This is a genomic window from Pedobacter cryoconitis (assembly GCF_014200605.1).
Lineage (GTDB): Bacteria > Bacteroidota > Bacteroidia > Sphingobacteriales > Sphingobacteriaceae > Pedobacter > Pedobacter cryoconitis_B.
Genome location: NZ_JACHCE010000004.1, coordinates 435,473 through 454,210 on the forward strand (window position 1 = coordinate 435,473; position 18,738 = coordinate 454,210).

Here is an 18,738-nt window from a genome sequence, read left to right on the forward strand (position 1 = left end):
AAAATAAGCATTTTCAAAATTACAGATTTTAAGCTTATCTTTTCACAAAAAGCCTTTAGCTAATTATACTACAGTTAAACATGAGATAAAACATGTATCCAACTGAATATTAACAATAAAATTTGAATACACAAAACACATAAGAGCAATAAAAATTTGATAATTCATAAGAATTGACTTATATTTATTATACGGGTTTGTGTATTTATTTATGATTATCCCTCTCTCATGATACCTTTAAGAATTGCAATCGCTGACGAAAACAAAATCTTTAGGAAAGGATTAACAGCGATATTGGAAGACTATGAAAAATTTAACCTTGTTTTAGAAACAGGGAAAGGTCTTGAAATTATTGACCAGCTTGCACTAAAAAAACCGGATGTCATCCTTATGGACATTAAGTTTCCGGACATAGAAGGGTTACAAATGATCAGTCGGATCAGGGCAAAATCAGATCAGGTAAAAATCCTTATCTTATCTGCAAATTACGAAGACAACTGCATTATCAGTGTAATGAAGGCTGGTGCAAACGGCTATCTGTTAAAAGATTCAGAACCAGAAGAAGTCATTCATGCAATCAATGACCTACAAGATAAAGGATTTTATTTCAACGAGTATTTATCAGTTACCTTAATTAAAGATTTACTGGTTCAGCCGCCGGCAACAATTGGCAGTCACGAAGCCATGCTGAATGACCGCGAAATAGATGTCCTTAAATTGATCTGTGAAGAAAGCACGAATATTGAGATTGCTAAAAAGCTATTTCTAAGCGTACGTACTGTAGAAGGTTACCGGACCAGGTTATTTGAAAAAATAGGCTCAAAGAAAATTGCCGGACTGGTTATTTATGCTGTAAAAAACGGGATAATCAGTGTATGATCACCCCGTTATTTTATCCGATTAATCTATTCATCAGATACTTATTCCTTGTTAAACGGCTTCAGAAGCTGGCTCAGCTACAGCCTTCTTGTTCATATTAAAAATGATAAACATAATGGTTACTGATAAAAGTATAAGGATCAGATAACTATAACTCAGATTTCTTTCATCTTTAGCAGGCACTACGTTCACAATCGCATAACTTAAAAACGACACAATTACATAAGTAATCCCACCGGTAAGCCCGCCAGCGATCCCTGCGTTCTTTGGAAATTTCCCCAGACAGAAAGTAAAGTAGTTATTAAAAGTATACCCGGCCCCAACATGGATGATAAAAGCAAAGAAGATCATAGAATATAAATTCGTAATAAAGTTAAGGCTGATGATCATCGTAATTACAAATGCCACCTGTAAACCCACATTCACTACCAGTCTTTTGAAAAATGGCTTATTGATCGTTGCTTTACCAATAAACCCACCTACCATCCAGGCAAAACCTAAAAACAGAGAGCTGTAACCAGCCACAATAGGTGATAAGTTCAAATGATGTTCAATAATGAAAGGTCCTGTCATATTGTAAATCATAACCATACAATAAGCTAGTCCAAGCATCACAATACCTAATGAAAAACTTGCTGTTTTGATCATCGTCAAATAGATGTCTACAATTTTACGGAAACGGAACTCTGTAAAATGTACCAGCGATTCACCGCTATAAATCAGCTCCAGTACAAGCAATACAAGGGCAAATCCACCTAAAAAATAAAAATTAGATTCCCAGCCAAAGGCAGCCTGAAGATAGCCACCAATAAAAGGGGCAACAATCGGACCTGTAGACCATATAATAGAGAAAAGGCTTAGATAATGTTTGAGCTTGTCACCAGCAAAGACGTCTACAAAATAGGCTCTTTTAGCAACAATAATAGCCCCTACCGTAAGTCCGTGAATAATCCGCATCAGGTAAATGAGGTAGATATTATGCGTCACTGCAATTACAAAACTTGCAAGGGCAAAAATCACCAGAGAAATCAAAGAGATTTTGTACCTGCCAAAGCTATCCAGGACACTCCCAATAAAGAGTTGAGAAACCCCGTAACTGATTAGAAAAATACTTAATGTTAGTTGCACCTGGATGCTGCTGACATGCATCTCCCCTGCCATAGTCGGCAATGAGGGAATATAAATATCAGTTGCGAAGCCAGAAAGCGGAAGTAATGCGAAAGCAAGCAGGGTGGCTATCCCCTGGTGTTTTTCTTTTATTGCTGTTGATTTGGAGGTAATCGTTATCATAATAGTGCAAAATTAATACTTTAGCAATTCTGCCAATTACACTAATCAAATAAATGATTACACAATTCAATGATAGCATCATAGATATATGCTATAAAGCGGATCAAATACATCAAAAACAATGATAACAAGAAAATAAGGCGACAAATTATATTACACAATTCAAACAAAAACAAAGATTATACTTTACCACAATGGCATTTTGTTTTCTTTAAACTGATTTGAGTTTAAACTATATCAACGAAACTTACAATCATTTGATTCGTAAGCTTCGTTGAGTTAATTACAATCTTTTAGACTCAAACTTACGTTTTGGCCCTTTATAGTTTAGACATGAATGCTCCAATTTAAGAACACCAAGTTTTACAAGTGTGAAATCAACTACCCATTGGTTTATTAACTGCGTTCTAATAGGTGAACCTGCAAAGGTTATAGGCGAAGTTGTGAGAGAATTAAGATGTGACCTTCTGATATATAGAAATTCATCAATATTCTCAATCTTATTCAATTTGAAATAACTATAGTATAAAAACTTAGTATCATTAGCAAAAATTCTGTCTTCAGATAGTGTATTACAATGATAAAACATATTTCTCTCAATAGCAGAAGTGGAATGCAAAAGGGCATGTGCAGGGGTATCTTTCAATGCAGCAATGACATTTTTGGGGTATCTGATTGCTTGCACTGTCTTATTAAAATAGTCCATTCTAATTTCATGCGAACCGCATAAGGGAACGTTATTTTTTATCATAAAAGCAGAAAGGCGTTCAAATCTATCCGCACAAGGTATATCATCAGAATCCTGCAAAAAGATGAATTTGGCCTTACCTTCATTGATTAATTTGTTACGTATAATATAAGGTCCGACAGGGTTAGGTTTAAAAGAATAAAAGGATGCATTGGGATATTGATACCGAAAATCTAATTCCTGGCCAATCTTAAACTGATCTAGCCCGACAAACACATTGATATTTTCCAAATAGTTTAAAAACGTCATTAAACTACGTAAATAGGCTGCCTCGCCTCTATGTGGGATAATTACATCACAATGATCAACTCCATGAGCTTCAAAAGTTTCGAACGGAATCTGTCTGACAATAATTTTATACAAATTTGAATTACCGTTACCTATATGGTTTAATAAAACATAAAGTAGATTTCCAGTATATAGTTCAACTGTCGAATGCTGCCCGATCATCTTTTTGAAATGATGAAAATCACAGCTAAAGGAGTAAATATATTCATCATGTCTCTCCTGATAAAGTGGTGCTTCTTTTTTTTGTGTTAAAATGACAAATGTATTCTGATCGTTGTAAAAAATAACTTCTAAAGACTTTGTCAACTCATTCATATCTGGGTTAAAAATATCCAGGGGTGGGTCAAATTTCAGACATAATATATAATCATAGTCCTGTTCTAAAAATTCAAAACTTAAAAACATCATATCGTAACAGGTTATCGTTCCATTCTTGTTCCAAAGAATAAAATGGTAGTGACTGTAATCATCAATTAATCTCATAATTTATAGAATTAAAGTAAACCGGTCTGAGAATGCAACTATAAGAATATGCACGATTGCCCACTTGTTAATCTTGTCAAATGACTATAGCATTCTTTCTTTTTAATTTCGTAATCCTTTCTCTGTATTTGTTTATACAGGTCTTCTGTGAATAAGGAACTTTCAACAAGATGTATGATGCGTTCTCCTTTAAATTGTCTATGTGCTTCTTCTTGTAGCTCTTCATTTGTAATAATGAAAATAGTATCTGCAAAATTTGCCATTTGCATGTAACCAACAAGTTTAATAATATGAAATTCGGTTTTTTCCCCTAAATAGATATAAATAGCTTTAACACGGCCTTTAGCTCTCAAAAGCACCTCTATAAACTCTTCATTGAATAGTGAACTGTAATAGAAAAACTCCGCTAGGTACGGGAACTTTTCCATCAGAAAATTTTCGGCAGATACTATTGATATTGCATGTTTATTCCTAAAATAAACATGCAATAAGGCACAGACAATAGGCCCGCAAAAAGGATCACCGACATACCCAGTGGTTTGGAAACCTTCATAATATACCGGATGATACCCTGTAAAATTAGCTTCAATAACATATAATTTCCCCTTTTTAGTAAGGCCAACATCCCATCCTATTAATGAACCTTCCATAAAAGAAGAAGGCAATTTTTGCAAAATTGAATTTACAAATGCCTGAGGCTGATCAAAATCGTTTATTTCATTTGAACCGTTTATTATTAGTGTTAGTCCATATAGAATATCTTTGCCGAAAGTATGTATCCTAAATTCTTTACTGATATTTAACCATTTTTGGACTATCCATTTTTCATTACTAAACGAGTCATTTCTCTGATGATTACGTAATATTTGCTCGAAACCTGTGGTTTTGTCAAAACTGTTAGTCGCACCAGAGCCAAAACTAAGGGTGGCCTTGATGAAGTAACCGGATTTAATCAGCATCCTGATATTTTCTGCCCAATCACTTTTTTCCAGCAGGGCCGTTAAACTTAAGGTTTTTGGCATACAACCTCTTGCATAATGATTAAGAATCAGATATTGGATATATTTATTTTCAGGTCTCCATTTAAATATATGATGTTCATTTATTCCTAATTCAAAACACATAGTTCTGATAATATATGCTCCAATCCAGCCATGCAAATTGTTCAACAAAAAGGTATTCAAAGAAAGTTCAAATGTTCTGTTCATTAGACTTCTTTTTACAATATTCAACTTTGAATTGTTGATATCCAGTATCAATTCTTTTAAAAAATCATTTTCCTTTTCCATGAACTTAAATAATATCAGATAATCAATTTACAGACAAAGTGCAACTTAATCCAGGCCATTAGGGCCAAAATATATTATTGTAATTTTTGGGTATTCTGTTACAGATCCGAATTTTTATATTATGTAAATTCAGTAATCTAAAAATTAATCAATTGAAATTATTTCCATTCTATCCTCAGTCAAATCAAATGGATTGTGGTCCGACCTGTCTAAAAATGATCGCAAAATACTATGGTAAATGCTTTCATCCGCATCAAATGAAAAATTGGACAGGAATCAAGCAGGAAGGTTCATCGATGTTAGATATAATTGATACTGCCAGCACTTTAGGGATCAAGTCTACAGGACTGGAAATTGATATTAAGAAACTCAGGCTGATTGATCTGCCAGTAATTTTACATTGGGATAAACATCATTTTGTTGTCCTATTTAAGATTCAGAATGACTTCTATTTTATAGCAGATCCGGGCATCGGAATTTTAAAACTTAATGAATTGGATTTTTTATGCCACTGGCAGAATCATGAGAAAGTCCATCATCATTCCGGACTACTACTGACGCTATCCATCATTTACTAATATTATGAGGCAAATGTCCTCCAGTAAGCATAATCCATTATCGTAAATTTAATAAGATGTTCAGGCATAGGCTATCGTGCGTAATGAGATAGTTTGTATATTAAATTTATATTATGATTTTTTTAAAAAATCTATTGGAACCTATAACAAACGGCATTGAAGCCGCCAATTTGATAATCCAGTTAATCAAGGCAAAAATCTCCAAAACAACACTTAAAAAAGAAATCGAAGAACATCCTGATTATCCAAGTTTATTAAGTATCAGTGATGTTCTTACAAATCACGGTATTGAGAATACTGCCTTAAAAATCGCTGCAGATCAACTTGCAGATACATCAGATCCTTTCATCATTCAATTGTACGGCAAAGAAGAGATCGCTTTTTTCACCGTCGTAAAAGAGATAAAAAATAATAAAGTTAACTACTTCGACCCCGAAAAACATCATTGGATACTTTCTGACAAAGACGATTTTTTCAAAAGAACAACTGGGATAATCTTATTAGTAGGAAGAGGAGATGAAATTTATGAAAAAGACTATAACAAAAAAATAAAGGCAGAAAAAAGAAAGAAGAGAATCCAATATGCAGGAATTTTCTGTATCCCATTTTTTTTGATTGTCTTTGGTATATTTTATTATATCCAGGAAGGGAACATGATTATTTTTCCATTCTGTTACTTATTGTTAACTATACTAGGCTGTGGATTAGGAACATTACTAGTATGGTACGAAATAGACAGCCACAATCCTTCACTCAATCAAATATGTACAGCAGGGAAAAAGATAAATTGTGGAATAATATTACAATCCGGGGCCTCTAAAATAGCTGGCCTGAGTTGGAGTATTATTGGTCTCGGTTATTTTACCGGTCTACTCCTATTCTTGATTTTTGAAGGACCAGACAATAAAAAAATCTTATTTATGCTGTCCTGGCTAGGCGTATTAACTATTCCATATTTGATATTTTCTATCTATTATCAATGGATAATAGCGAAACAATGGTGCATTTTATGTTTAAGTGTATTGGGCATTTTGGCTTTGCAAACAACTATTTCAGCTCTTGCAGGCTGGTATGGAATAACTAATCTAAATTCAATTACAGCTGGACGGATAATTCAAATACTGATTGCATTTCTTTCTCCCTTGATCATCATCAATGTTTTAGTTACAGCATTGCAGAGTGCAAAACAGAGCAGAGAAAATTACACAAATCTGCAAAAGCTGAAAAGTAACCCGCATGTTTTTAATACGCTCTTAAAAAATCAAAAAGAGATTGCTGAATCACCTGAACATCTGGGTATATTTTTGGGTAACCCCAATGCTAAATATAAAATCATTAAAGTCTGTAACCCTTATTGTGGCCCTTGTGCAGATGCACATAAAGAGATAGAAGAACTCATTGGGATTAATGAAGATTTCCAGCTACAGATATTATTCACTGTAACTAACGAAAAAAATGACATTAAAGCACCACCAGTTAAGCATTTTCTAGCTTTAACTGACAAATATGATAAAGAAACCCTTAAACAAGCACTGGACGACTGGTACCTCGCTGACACAAAAAACTACGAAGCTTTTGCATTAAAATATCCAGTATATGAGGAACTGGAACAACAAGATAAAAAAATCCAAAAAATGAAGAATTGGTGTGACAAAGTTAAAATAGAGTTCACGCCAACCTTTTTCATCTCGATAAATGACGGTGACAATGACAGCTCATCAAAATATTTTCAAATACCCGAAATATATACTGCTAAAGATTTTAAATACCTTTTTATTAAATAAATCTTACATCAATAATCAATTCAAATTTCACCTAAATAATTTCAAACATGATGAATAATCCAAAGTTAATTAAAGTAAATTTTGCGGGAGCAGAAGTACTTACAAGAGAACAATTAAAAAAAGTAACAGGAGGTAATGCGTCTGGATGTGGAACTTATCCTAATTGTACTACGAATTCATGTGTCGCATCATCGGGACCATGTAAAGGACAGACTGGTACCTGTGCTAAAGTAACTGCCGCCGAGGCATGTAGATGTGCAGTAGTTTGTGTGGGGGGTTAAGATGAATTATCTATATCACTTCTTCCAGGCGGGAACTTATTAGTCTCCACCTGGAAGAAATTATCCCGTTCTGATTTTAATTGTTGACAATTCAATTTACAGTTTCCTCCACTAATTTTATCCAGTATCATAAACAAGATCTTTAAATACAAAACAATATTTGAGTCACATATTCATATTAATTACCACTAAGTTAATTTTATTGCAAAATAAATATTTGCAAGCATAAAAATCTATTTTTATTATAAATCAATTTTAGTGGATATGAAACAAAAATTACAATTGTTAATTTTCTTATTTACAATAAACTTCAATCTCAGCGCACAATCTTTATTTAATATTGGCCTTAATATTGGTGACCCTGCCCCACCTCTGAAAGTAAAAGCCTGGATAAATGGTAAGCCTATAAAAAATTTTGAAAAAGGTAAGATTTATGTTATTGATTTTTGGGCTACATGGTGTGTACCCTGCCTGGCATTGATGCCTCATTATTCAGAGTTAGCACATAAATATCAGGATAAAGCTACCTTTTTATCAATTGACATCTATGAAAAAGAGAGCATTCCAATAGCAAAAGTCAAAAAAATAGTAGACAGTATGGGAAAGCGCATGGATTTTACAATAGGCATTGAAGAAAATAAATTCATGAGTAAGAATTGGGCCGATACATCCAAATCATATGGTATACCAAACATATTTATCGTAAATGATGGCAGAATAGCCTGGATTGGACACCCAAAATATGCTGATAGTGTTTTAACAGAAATATTAAATAAAACGTGGAAACCAGAACTTGCAAAGTTAAAGCGCAACGATCAGCTTTATTTAGGAAATTTACAATTGGAGAGTGCAGAAGAACTATATAATAGAATAACCCGGTATAAAATCAATATGGCCGGCAACACTTATGAGCGGGTAACAATTAGTCCCGATTCGGTACTATTGGTAATCGATGAGATGGTTAAAAATGTACCTAATTTGAAATTTCTTCCGAATTTTGTTGGGCGAACATTCCCCGCACTATTACAAACAAACCCGCAAAAAGCCTATGCATATGCCATGGAAGTAATGGCTACACATACCAATTACGATAATCCTCCATATCTTAGTCTGGTTTACCAGATTGAGGAAAATTCTGATAAACTACACATTCCAGAAAACATCTACAGATTAGGAGCAGAATGTTGTCAGGCATGGATTGATTTAGATCCCTACCCGGAGTTAGGTATGACATCAAGTACCTATAAGAGAATGGCAAGTATGTACAGTCTCGCGGGAGACTCATCAAAAGCCGCCGAAGCAGTACAAAAAGCCAAAGACTTCTTAACGGTGAAAGATAAATCCCGAAATCAATAAACCAAATTTTAACAGACAGAACTCAATATACAGATCAAAAAAAGAGGCTATTCCTATAAGGACAACCTCTTTCTTTTGCATTTACACTATTTATTCAACGACTTACCTCCGGTTTGGCAAATCCAGTGTCGCACGTAAAAAATAATAACTTCCTAAAGTTCCCATCTGTACTGAGGCATATTTAAATACGCCAAAATAACTGTTTTCATAGATCTGTTTATCAGGAAAGATATCAAACAGGTTATTCGCTCCCAGGGTAAAGGTTACCGGTTTCACCGTATAACTCAAAGAAAGATCAGTAACGACCTTACCGTTATGAATCTGTTCCTCTCCATAAGGGAAGCTATTCCTGGCAACTTTCCCGAAATATACATTTCTAAGTAACACAGCGAAGTTCTTATAGCCATAATTAAGTGCTAAATTCGTTTTAATCCCTGGTGTGCCTTCCGTAATCAATGTTCTGTCATTCGGAGAAAAGAAAATATCCTCCTGACCTTTTAACAAAACAGGAATATGCAGATCGCCTATAATTTTATTCCGGTTCAGGTTAAAACCTAAAGAAGCGCCATAAGTATGTGCCCCGGATTTGATCTGATAATCAGCTACCACATCTACCCCCATTGTTCTGGTATCAATCGCATTGCTGAAAAAGCGGGCAGAAGATACGCCAAACGGATTAATAATATTTTGTATCTGTTCTACAGGATCACCAAATGCATCATATCCAAAACTTCCGGTCAGTACAATTCTATTTTTGATATCAGTCAGATAGCCATCAACAGAAATATTGAAATTAGTAAAAGGCTGAGCAGTGAAACCAAGGCTATAATTCACGGAAGTTTCCTGTTTTAATTTAGGGATACCCAATGCGTTAGCGACAGGACTATTATTTCTAAAAAAACCAGATTGTCCTAAAGTATTGTCAGGTAAAATATCCGTACTCACAGCACTGAAATATTGCTGATGTAAAGACGGGGCCCTGAATCCATTACTTATTGCTCCCCTGACATTGAATTTAGGAGTAATTTTATAGCGGGTTGCAAACTTACCACTAACAGTAGATCCGAAATCACTGTAATGCTCAAATCTTACTGCCCCACTAACCAGCCATTTAGCAGTCAGGTCTAATTCTGCGTCTGCATATACACCCGTATTACTTCTGCTTTTATGGATCACATTTTCGGGTGAAAAACCATTAAATGACTGTGAACCGCCAGCCAGTCCCGAAGGATTGGAAACAGTCCCGTCACTATTGGTAATCAGCGCATAGTTTTTCCACGAGGCTTCTTCTCCTGCACGGATCTGATAATCATCCACTCTGAATTCGGCACCAAAAGCAAGGTTCAAACCCGAAGCGACATCCAGCTTGCGGCTAAAATCAAGGTTAGTCGTATTTTGCAGAAATTCATGTCCCCCTGCTTTGAAGCTGGTAGGTGATTTTTCTTGCAAAGAAGCATTTACTGTATTGTTAACGGCATAATCAAAACGGTTATCGCCTAAAGTATTACTCAAATCCGCATTCCAGTTTCCCAGTTTCTGCTTCAATCCAAATGCCAGTGACCTGTCATTAATCTTAGAAGTCGTATTAGGCTGATAGCCATTGGGAAAAATACCATATACATTTGCCGAAGCATCGCTTGGTAATCTGCGAAAGCCAAACCCTTCTCCTGTCCTGTAACTATATCCTCCAAAAGCATAAAACTCACTTTTACCTTGGTTAAAAGGAAGACCCAGGTTAAAAAAGGCAGAAAGGTTCTTAATTTTAGCATCACCGATCTGGAAATTAAAATCCTCTCTTGTCAATCCTCCCGCTTTTAGCTGTGCATCATCATAAGCACGCGCTGGGTTAGCTGACTGATCAAAAATCGGCAGATCATGGTCCTGGTTTCTCGTTGTTTTACCGCGGTAAGCTCCTTCGGCAGTCAGGTTAATATAGCCGCCATTTTTACCCAAAGCAGTTCCATAATTCAGATTTAATTGTCCAACCTGACCATCTCCTCTCGAAGTAATACCTCCTGTAGCGCTGGCCAGCAGTTTATCCGTATTTTGTTTCAAGACAATATTAACAACTCCAGCAATAGCATCAGAGCCATATTGTGCAGAGGCGCCATCGCGCAAAACTTCGATCCTTTCAATTGCCGAAGCAGGAATTGCATTCATATCCGTACCTACAGAACCATTTCCCATAGTCCCCTGATTATTCACCAATGAAGTAGTATGTCTTCGTTTTCCATTTACCAGAACTAATAACTGGTCCGGGCCCAGGCCGCGGATACTCGCAGGGTCAATATGCTCACTCCCATCCGAAGAAGACTGGCGGTTAGAATTAAAAGAAGGCGAAGCATATTGCAGCAACTGGTTCAAGTCATTCTGCGGGGCCATCATCTGCAATTTCGGAATATTAAAAACATCCACAGGCACAGCCGTATTCAATCTTGTTCTGCCCGTACTACGTGTACCAACTAATACCACTTCTTCGAGTGCAGAAGATGCAGGCTGTAAACTGATCGCATACTCATTTGAGCTGGTCAGTTTTTCTTTAACAATTTCGTAACCGATAAAATTAACGCCAATAAATTGTGCACTACTGGTTATAGTAATTTTAAAAATACCCTGTGCATTGCTATTGGTCTGTTTGCCATCGGGCGATATCATAATTGTCGCACCAGGCAAAGGGTTATGATGCTGATCGGTAATACGTCCGGTAATGGTACGGTTTTGTGCCCATGTGGAATTGGAAATCAGTAAAAAAAGAAAAGCGCTAATTAATCTCCTCATTCTATTTACCTTTTTTCACCGTCACTTCTACACTCCATTCATTACCGCTGGCGATATGATGTACCTGTGCAAAATTACCCTGATTTAAAGCAAATGATAATTGTAATAGGCTATTCAGATAACTTAAAGGTTTACCTTCAGCTACAGCACCAAAAGTCTGGCTATAAGGCGCATCTCCTTCATATACCCTTTTGCCCTGATGAAAAATCTGCAAATGCAGCACATCACCATATTTAGGGCCAAGCTGTTTGACAAGATCTCCGCTGATATCAGTCCAGACATTACCGTACTGAACATCCAGGATAGAAATACTTCCTTTCAGGACCCCGTTTTCTAAAGTAGCTTTCTGATATGGGATTTCGACAACCTGTTTAGGTAGTTCAGGGCCAACCTGATCGTAAGTAATTGCACCAGAAGCCAGTCTTGCACCAGTAAAGGCATAAACATCACGTCCGTGGAAAGTATATGATTTTTCAGAATCTTTACGGCGGTTTTTCACTTCGTTAATTTCCCGCACTTCTTCAATTCCAAGCGATTGGGCAACCAGCGTCAATGTTCCATTATCAGGGGTAACAATAAATTGTCCGGTTTTAGTTTTAAGTACTACAGATTTCCTGGAAGTCCCTACTCCAGGGTCTACTACAGAAACAAATACAGTTCCGGCAGGATAATAAGGTACAGTCTGTACTAAACGGTAAGCAGCCTCCCAAATGTTATATGCAGGGATTTCGTGGGTAAGATCAAATATTCTAAGATCTGGTGAAACACCAATGGCTACTCCCTTCATTGCAGAGACCGCACCATCTTTAAGGCCAAAGTCCGACTGAAAAACAAGGATCTTATTTTGGGCAAAGGCCAGGTGAGTAATAAACAGTAAAAAAATTAAGGTAAAATTGCGTTTTAGGTTTGTGATCATCAGGTTATATTTAAAGTCTACAAATCTAGTAGAATACACTGGAACTGCAACAAAAAAATTACCTGAAGATCAAAACGTCTATTTGACAAACTTAGCAGGTGAACCTGCCCATTGTGTTTGTTTAGGAATTGTTTCCCCTTTCATCACTAAAGACAAAGCCTGCAGGGTTGCACCCTCTTCAATCGTAGAATCGTATAAAACCACGCTCATTGCACCAATATTACAGTTATCACCAATATGCAGATGTGCCATTTTCATTACACGATCTTCAAAAAGGTGTGTTTGCAATGTACACATATGATTAATTGCTACATGATCACCAATATGTACCAGGTCAAATTCTGTAATTTCACTGGTATCCATATAAACATCCTTTCCTATATCACAACCCATCATCCTGAAAAATATAGGTGCAAATGGCGTTCCCAGTAAAGTATTGACCAGTAAAGGATATACCATATTTTCACACAATGAATTAACCAGTTCATTTTTCCAGACAAACATGCTCCATAAAGGCTGGTTTGCAGGTTTATAAGTACCAATCAATACTTTCTTAAATAAAACAGTTACTAAAGCTGAAACCGCAATCAGTGCAATCAATAACAATGGGGCCAGACAAAGTGTATAAACCAGGTGTCTTCCCGAATGGTCATAATAGTTATCCACTATATGATAAAACAACATCAGGATCACCGAGGTAATCGCATAAGGCAGCGTGATTTTAAAAAGCTCGATCAGCCCGCGCTGAAAGTATAACTTATTGGTAGGTCTGAAAGTTAAATCATCCGAAAACTTCACACTCTCCTGTCTCTTTGGTAAATACATCGGCGGTGCGCCAAGCCACGAAGAATCATTAATATATTTACGCTCTATATTAGCTGGTGGCGTAGACAAGACACCAATCAGGCAGTTACTTCCAATCGTATCACCAGAAGATATTACCGCGCTGTTTCCAATAAAGGTTTTATTCCCAATCGTAATGCGGCGTAAATACATCGTTCCCTGGTGAACTTCCGGAGAGCCCAGACTAACCGAATCTGCCAGAAAACTTCCTGCCCCTATTTTTACAAGGTCAGTAGTAATCTGATTAACAGTCGATATTTCTGTTGCTTTACCAATCCTTGTGCCCATCAGTCTTAACCACGAAGACAGGTATATCGTTGCATAAACAGATCTGAAATAAGTTAAACTCATATTCATCAGGGAATCAACCGCCCACTTCCTGATATATTTAAAGCTGTAAACACTAAAAGGTTCTTCTTTTAACTTACCAATAATCAACCACTTAAACAGTGCTACCGATGCACAGTAAATGATAATATACATGGCAGAAATCGGAATCGAAAGTATCATTGCCCAGCCAAGACCAAAAGAAAGGATTACTTCATAATAAATGACGATAAAAGGGATACTCAATCCAAATGGAAAAAGGAATACAAAACCCAGTGTAACGATAAGCAATGACACATACAGTGCAAAATTCATCGGTTTATTTTGTCCTGAGAACTGCATCGGTTCAATGGCTTTATTAACCCCAACATAGACTGCGGGCGTTCCTTTCCAGTAAGCCCCTGCAGGAATTGTGGTGTCGGGCTGTAACTGAGACAACTCACCAATTCCAGAACCATCTTCCATCACTGCCCCGCAGGAAATCACAGAGCGCGTCCCCACAAAACAATTCTCACCAATAGTCAGACTTCCTATAATCAGGGCTCCGTCCTCAATTTTATAACCTAATAAATGTGATTCTTTTGAAATACTCGAGCCATCACCAATAGTGAGCAGGTCAAATACCCTGATCCTGTCAGAGCCAAGAAATACACGTTTACCAATTTTAGCCCCCATCAGGCTGAAATACCATTTCAGAAATGGTGTTCCGCTCAAAATACCTATCGGACTCAGATCAATCAGTTTCTTTACAATCCAGAAACGCAGAAAATACCAACCCCAAAGCGGGTACCTTCCTGCTTTGAACTTACCGATCAATATCCATTTTGCCAGTATAGACAGGATAATAATAGAAAAGAATATAGCCGAAAAACCAGTTACCCCATAAACAAGCAGATCATATACATTCGTAGCAGATCCAAAATGCCTGATCACAAATGGCCCCATTAATCCGGCAGAACCGATCATAAAAAAGATCAGAACACTAATTAATTGTAATCCGGACACCAATGCTTTCAGACCCGATGATACTTTTAACCTTACAGTTGGTTCACTCTTCTCTTTAGGCAACTGTTGAATATCATCAGCAATATCACTGATCTTTGCAGCCAGCTTCTCCAATGTCCGGCAGGTATAAATATCCTGTACAGAGATTTGAGCAGCTGCCCCTGTTTTTCTTAATTCCGAGACCATCATAGAGGCCACAAGCGAATGCCCGCCCAGGTCAAAGAAGTCATCAGTCACAGAAACTTCCTGTGGCTCAAAATACTTTTTCCATACCTCCAGCAGCATTACTTCTGTAGGGGTGCGCGCTGCCACAAGTTTACGCCCTTCTGCTCTATATTTTTTTACCGGCTGAGGCAGGAGTTTGCGGTCTACCTTACCGCTTGCCAGTAATGGAAATGCATCCATCACCACAAATACAGCAGGAACCATATAAGGGGCCAGTCTTGACTTCAGCTGTATTTTACATGCTTCCTCATTAAAAGTATCTTTCTCCCCTTTCAGAATCAGGTAAGCGACCAGACGCTGCACTTTCTGCTCATCTTCTTTTACAGTAACTACAGCATTTTTAATGCTTTCGATCTGTAATAATTGTGATTCTATCTCCGAAAGTTCAATTCTGTAACCTCTTAACTTAACCTGCAGGTCGATACGGCCTAAAAACTCAATATTTCCATCTCCGTTAAAACGGGCAAGGTCACCACTGCGGTATAAACAAGGCGATACCCCGTCAGGCATTGGAAAAGATGGCTGAATAAACTTTTCGGCAGTAAGTGCAGGCTGATGTAAATAGCCTATAGCTAAACCGGGGCCGCCAATACAAAGCTCGCCCGGTACACCTATGGGTACTGGTAAAAGCTTCTCATCAAGGATACAGGTATAATAGTTTACAGCTGGTTTCCCAATCGTAATTTTATGTAAAGGATCAAAATCAGCATAGGTAGCAATGACCGTTGCTTCTGTAGGCCCATAGGTATTGACAATACGTAAACCACTACTGTGCCATGGCAAAAGTAATTCATGCGGACAGTTCTCTCCGCCAAGGATCAATAAACGCAGTGAAGGTAAAGGGCCCTGCATCATAGAAAGCATCGTTGGTACTGTAGACAATACCGTCAGCTGATGATCATTGATAAATTCACTCAGCTCAGCTCCCGAATGCATCACTGCCTCTGAAACCGGCACTAAAGTAGCTCCCGATCTGAAAGCAAGCCATATTTCTTCTAAAGAGGCATCAAATGCGACAGAAAAAACCTGTGCAACTTTATCTTTAGGGCCTAATTGAAATAAACGCTCCTCCCCTTTAACCAGGTTACTAATAGAAGCATGAGAGATAATTACCCCTTTTGGCCTTCCGGTCGAACCCGAAGTATAGATCATATAAGCAGCATCAGCCACAGTAATATCAACTAAAGGGGCATCAGGTATATTTTTATGCACAGCGAAAGAGCTGTCATCAACTGTAATTACCTCACAGGAAAGCTTAAATGAAGAAGAAGAAGCAGGGTCACTCAGTAAAAATTTAGCGCCGCAGTCTTCCAGAATGAAACTCACCCTGTCTTCCGGATAACCAATATCCAGTGGGACATAAGCAGCTCCGGCTTTAAGAATAGCCAGCATAGAAAGATAAACTTCCGGAGAACGTTTTAATAAAATACCTACGAAATCACCTTTTTGTATTCCTTTAGCTATCAGTACTGCTGCAAGCTGATTGGCAGCATGATTTAATTCTTCGTAAGTAATTTGTCTGCTTGCACTAAATACCGCCCTGTTTTGAGGAAAAACCTGCGCAGTCTGTTCAAACAAAGAATGTAATAACTCTGGAGTTCCAACCTCATTATCGACCAGTCCTGCATTAAAAACAGCAAGACGTTCCAGCTCTTCGGTGTCCATAAAAGTCAGATCTGAGATCAGTACGTCCGGATTTTCGGCTACCTGCTGCAAAACATTCATCAGGTGGGCGTCCGCATTTTTAAAAGAAGCTGCATAAAAAGCAGTGTCACTGCAAGTAAAAACTGAAGAGATAACATCTCCGTTTTCTATACGGATAATACCCTTATATACATTAGCCTGATCGTCACTTTTCCAGATAATCACTAAAGAGAAATCTTCACTGGAACTGGTATAAAAAGCATCAATACGATGCGCAATATGATCACTTAATTCACTGAAAGACATGCCGGTAACCAGTGGATATTCAAATTCCAGAGATGGCCGTTTACTTCCAGATTGTTTATTTTCATCAATGCTCAGTCCGATCTTTACAACATCGTTCAGATAGGCCTGGTATTTATTCAACAGCACATAAACAGCTCCTGTAACAGCACTTAATAAGTTCAAAGTTTGTTTAGAAGACCCGGTTAATTCATTCATTCTATAGCAGCGTATTATTTTAATTCTTGGCTAAAATCAGCTTGTAACTTCCCATTTTAAGGGATCTACAACATAGTTTATTTTTTTCTTATTCCCATGATCCCTTTTTAATTAAATGATGTGACATAAATTATAAGCTGCAAAAAACGATCAGCTAAAATTTACATCTTTCTTAATTACAGGATATCTCAAAACCGGTTCAATTGCGTTTGTTATTACCATTGACAAAAACCAGTCCTAAAGGATTAATCAGCTAAAATTTATATTTTCTAAGTTCATATTTTTATCCTCTTTAAAATATGTAATTAATCACATATTTTAAAGAGGGTGCAAAAATGAACAAAACAAATGATAAAATAATACAGTCAGGCAAGAACAAAATGTGCTTTATAGCGTCAAAAATGTAACAATTTGCAAACCTGCGGGTTGCTTAACGAATAGGATTTGCTTTCACTCCTTCAAAGGTAATTTTTACTGGCTTGATCAGACCATTGGTGTCAAATTCCATCCGATCAATACAGGTTACCCTGTTATTACCGTTAGTTTCACCCAGCGGCCTTCGGTGGTAAACAATATAGTAGTCATTGGTTTGCGGATGTTTAATCACAGAATGGTGTCCGGCACCAGTCGCTACTTTAGGGTCCTGCTGTAAGATCTTATCAATTCTTTTGAAGGGACCCATCGGTGAATCGGCAATCGCATAAGCTACACAATAATCAGGTCCTGTCCACCCTCCTTCAGACCACATAAAGTAATATTTTCCATTCCGCATAAACATATAAGGACCTTCCACATATCCTTTAGGTGTAATTTCATGGAATATTTTACCATCCTCAAAAGGAATAAACCCGGTAAAATCAGCTTTCAGTTTTCCGATATTACAGTGTCCCCAGCCTCCGTAAATTAAGTAATATTGTCCGTCTTTATCTTTAAATACAAACTGGTCAATAGGCTGCGCACCATTATAGAATTTATCAACCAGGGGTTTCCCCAGGTAATCTTTAAACGGGCCTTCTGGTTTATCTGAAACCCCGATACCTATCCCTCCTGTTTCCTGATCACTTTGTATATCATTCGCTCCGAATAAAAGATAATATTTATTATCTTTTTTAATTATTGAGGGTGCCCATACCGCTTTTTTAGCCCATTTGAAATTAGCCGTATCAATAACGTGTTCATGTTTTTCCCATTTCACCAGATCTTTAGAAGAGAAAGCGTCCATAAATACCTGTTCCTCATATTTAGCAGAATAAGTAGGATATACCCAAAATCTGTTTTCAAAGACAGCACCTTCGGGGTCTGCATACCACCCGGGAAAGATTGGGTTTCCGGAAGTTGCGACTGGTTTTTTCTGGGCATACAAACAGGTTCCTATAGCTGAACAAGCTAAAAGTATTAAAATACGTTTCATCAATGAGGTTCTTTGGTTAGGTTTTATAGTTAAAGCACAGCAGCTCCGGCAACTAATTTAAGGGATAATCAATTAGGATCAAACAGATGACTATAAGAAGTCATTGAAAAAG

General features: G+C 37.1%; 11 protein-coding genes. 4 read left to right on the forward strand and 7 right to left on the reverse strand.

Annotated elements, in window-relative coordinates:
* Positions 1-228 precede the first annotated feature (228 nt).
* On the forward strand, positions 229-879 hold the full coding sequence (locus HDE68_RS15175) for a response regulator transcription factor (RefSeq protein ID WP_183883058.1): 651 nt from the start codon (positions 229-231) through the stop codon (positions 877-879).
* A gap of 51 nt (positions 880-930) precedes the next feature.
* On the opposite strand, the gene HDE68_RS15180 is transcribed toward HDE68_RS15175, so the two are convergent.
* The 3 genes from HDE68_RS15180 to HDE68_RS15190 form a co-directional block, all read right to left on the reverse strand.
* Positions 931-2,169, reverse strand: a complete 1,239-nt coding sequence (locus HDE68_RS15180) for an MFS transporter (protein WP_183883059.1) — start codon at positions 2,167-2,169, stop codon at positions 931-933.
* Between the two features lie 283 nt (positions 2,170-2,452).
* Positions 2,453-3,688, reverse strand: a complete 1,236-nt coding sequence (locus HDE68_RS15185; RefSeq protein WP_183883060.1) for a glycosyltransferase family A protein — start codon at positions 3,686-3,688, stop codon at positions 2,453-2,455.
* Positions 3,689-3,726: 38 nt separating this feature from the next.
* Positions 3,727-4,977 (reverse strand): hypothetical protein, encoded by a 1,251-nt coding sequence (locus HDE68_RS15190; protein ID WP_183883061.1) that lies wholly within the window; start codon positions 4,975-4,977, stop codon positions 3,727-3,729.
* A gap of 152 nt (positions 4,978-5,129) precedes the next feature.
* Between HDE68_RS15190 and HDE68_RS15195 the strand changes: the two genes are divergently transcribed.
* The 3 genes from HDE68_RS15195 (at position 5,130) to HDE68_RS15205 (ending at position 8,976) form a co-directional block, all read left to right on the forward strand.
* Positions 5,130-5,555 (forward strand): cysteine peptidase family C39 domain-containing protein, encoded by a 426-nt coding sequence (locus HDE68_RS15195; RefSeq protein WP_183883062.1) that lies wholly within the window; start codon positions 5,130-5,132, stop codon positions 5,553-5,555.
* Positions 5,556-5,668: 113 nt separating this feature from the next.
* On the forward strand, positions 5,669-7,339 hold the full coding sequence (locus HDE68_RS15200; protein ID WP_183883063.1) for a vitamin K epoxide reductase family protein: 1,671 nt from the start codon (positions 5,669-5,671) through the stop codon (positions 7,337-7,339).
* A gap of 545 nt (positions 7,340-7,884) precedes the next feature.
* Positions 7,885-8,976 carry a TlpA family protein disulfide reductase gene (locus HDE68_RS15205; protein WP_183883064.1) on the forward strand — a complete coding sequence of 364 codons (1,092 nt, stop codon included), beginning with the start codon at positions 7,885-7,887 and terminating at the stop codon, positions 8,974-8,976.
* Positions 8,977-9,078: 102 nt separating this feature from the next.
* Here the strand turns inward: HDE68_RS15205 and HDE68_RS15210 are convergent, their stop codons facing one another.
* The 4 genes from HDE68_RS15210 to HDE68_RS15225 form a co-directional block, all read right to left on the reverse strand.
* Entirely contained in the window at positions 9,079-11,754 is a 2,676-nt protein-coding gene (locus HDE68_RS15210) for a TonB-dependent receptor (RefSeq protein WP_183883065.1), read from the reverse strand.
* Position 11,755: 1 nt separating this feature from the next.
* Entirely contained in the window at positions 11,756-12,670 is a 915-nt protein-coding gene (locus HDE68_RS15215) for an S-adenosyl-l-methionine hydroxide adenosyltransferase family protein (RefSeq protein ID WP_183883066.1), read from the reverse strand.
* 78 nt (positions 12,671-12,748) lie between these two features.
* Positions 12,749-17,215: a Pls/PosA family non-ribosomal peptide synthetase gene (locus tag HDE68_RS15220; protein WP_183883067.1), complete on the reverse strand. Its 4,467-nt coding sequence runs from the start codon at positions 17,213-17,215 to the stop codon at positions 12,749-12,751.
* A gap of 430 nt (positions 17,216-17,645) precedes the next feature.
* Positions 17,646-18,626, reverse strand: a complete 981-nt coding sequence (locus tag HDE68_RS15225; protein WP_183883068.1) for a glycoside hydrolase family 43 protein — start codon at positions 18,624-18,626, stop codon at positions 17,646-17,648.
* Positions 18,627-18,738: the final 112 nt, after the last annotated feature.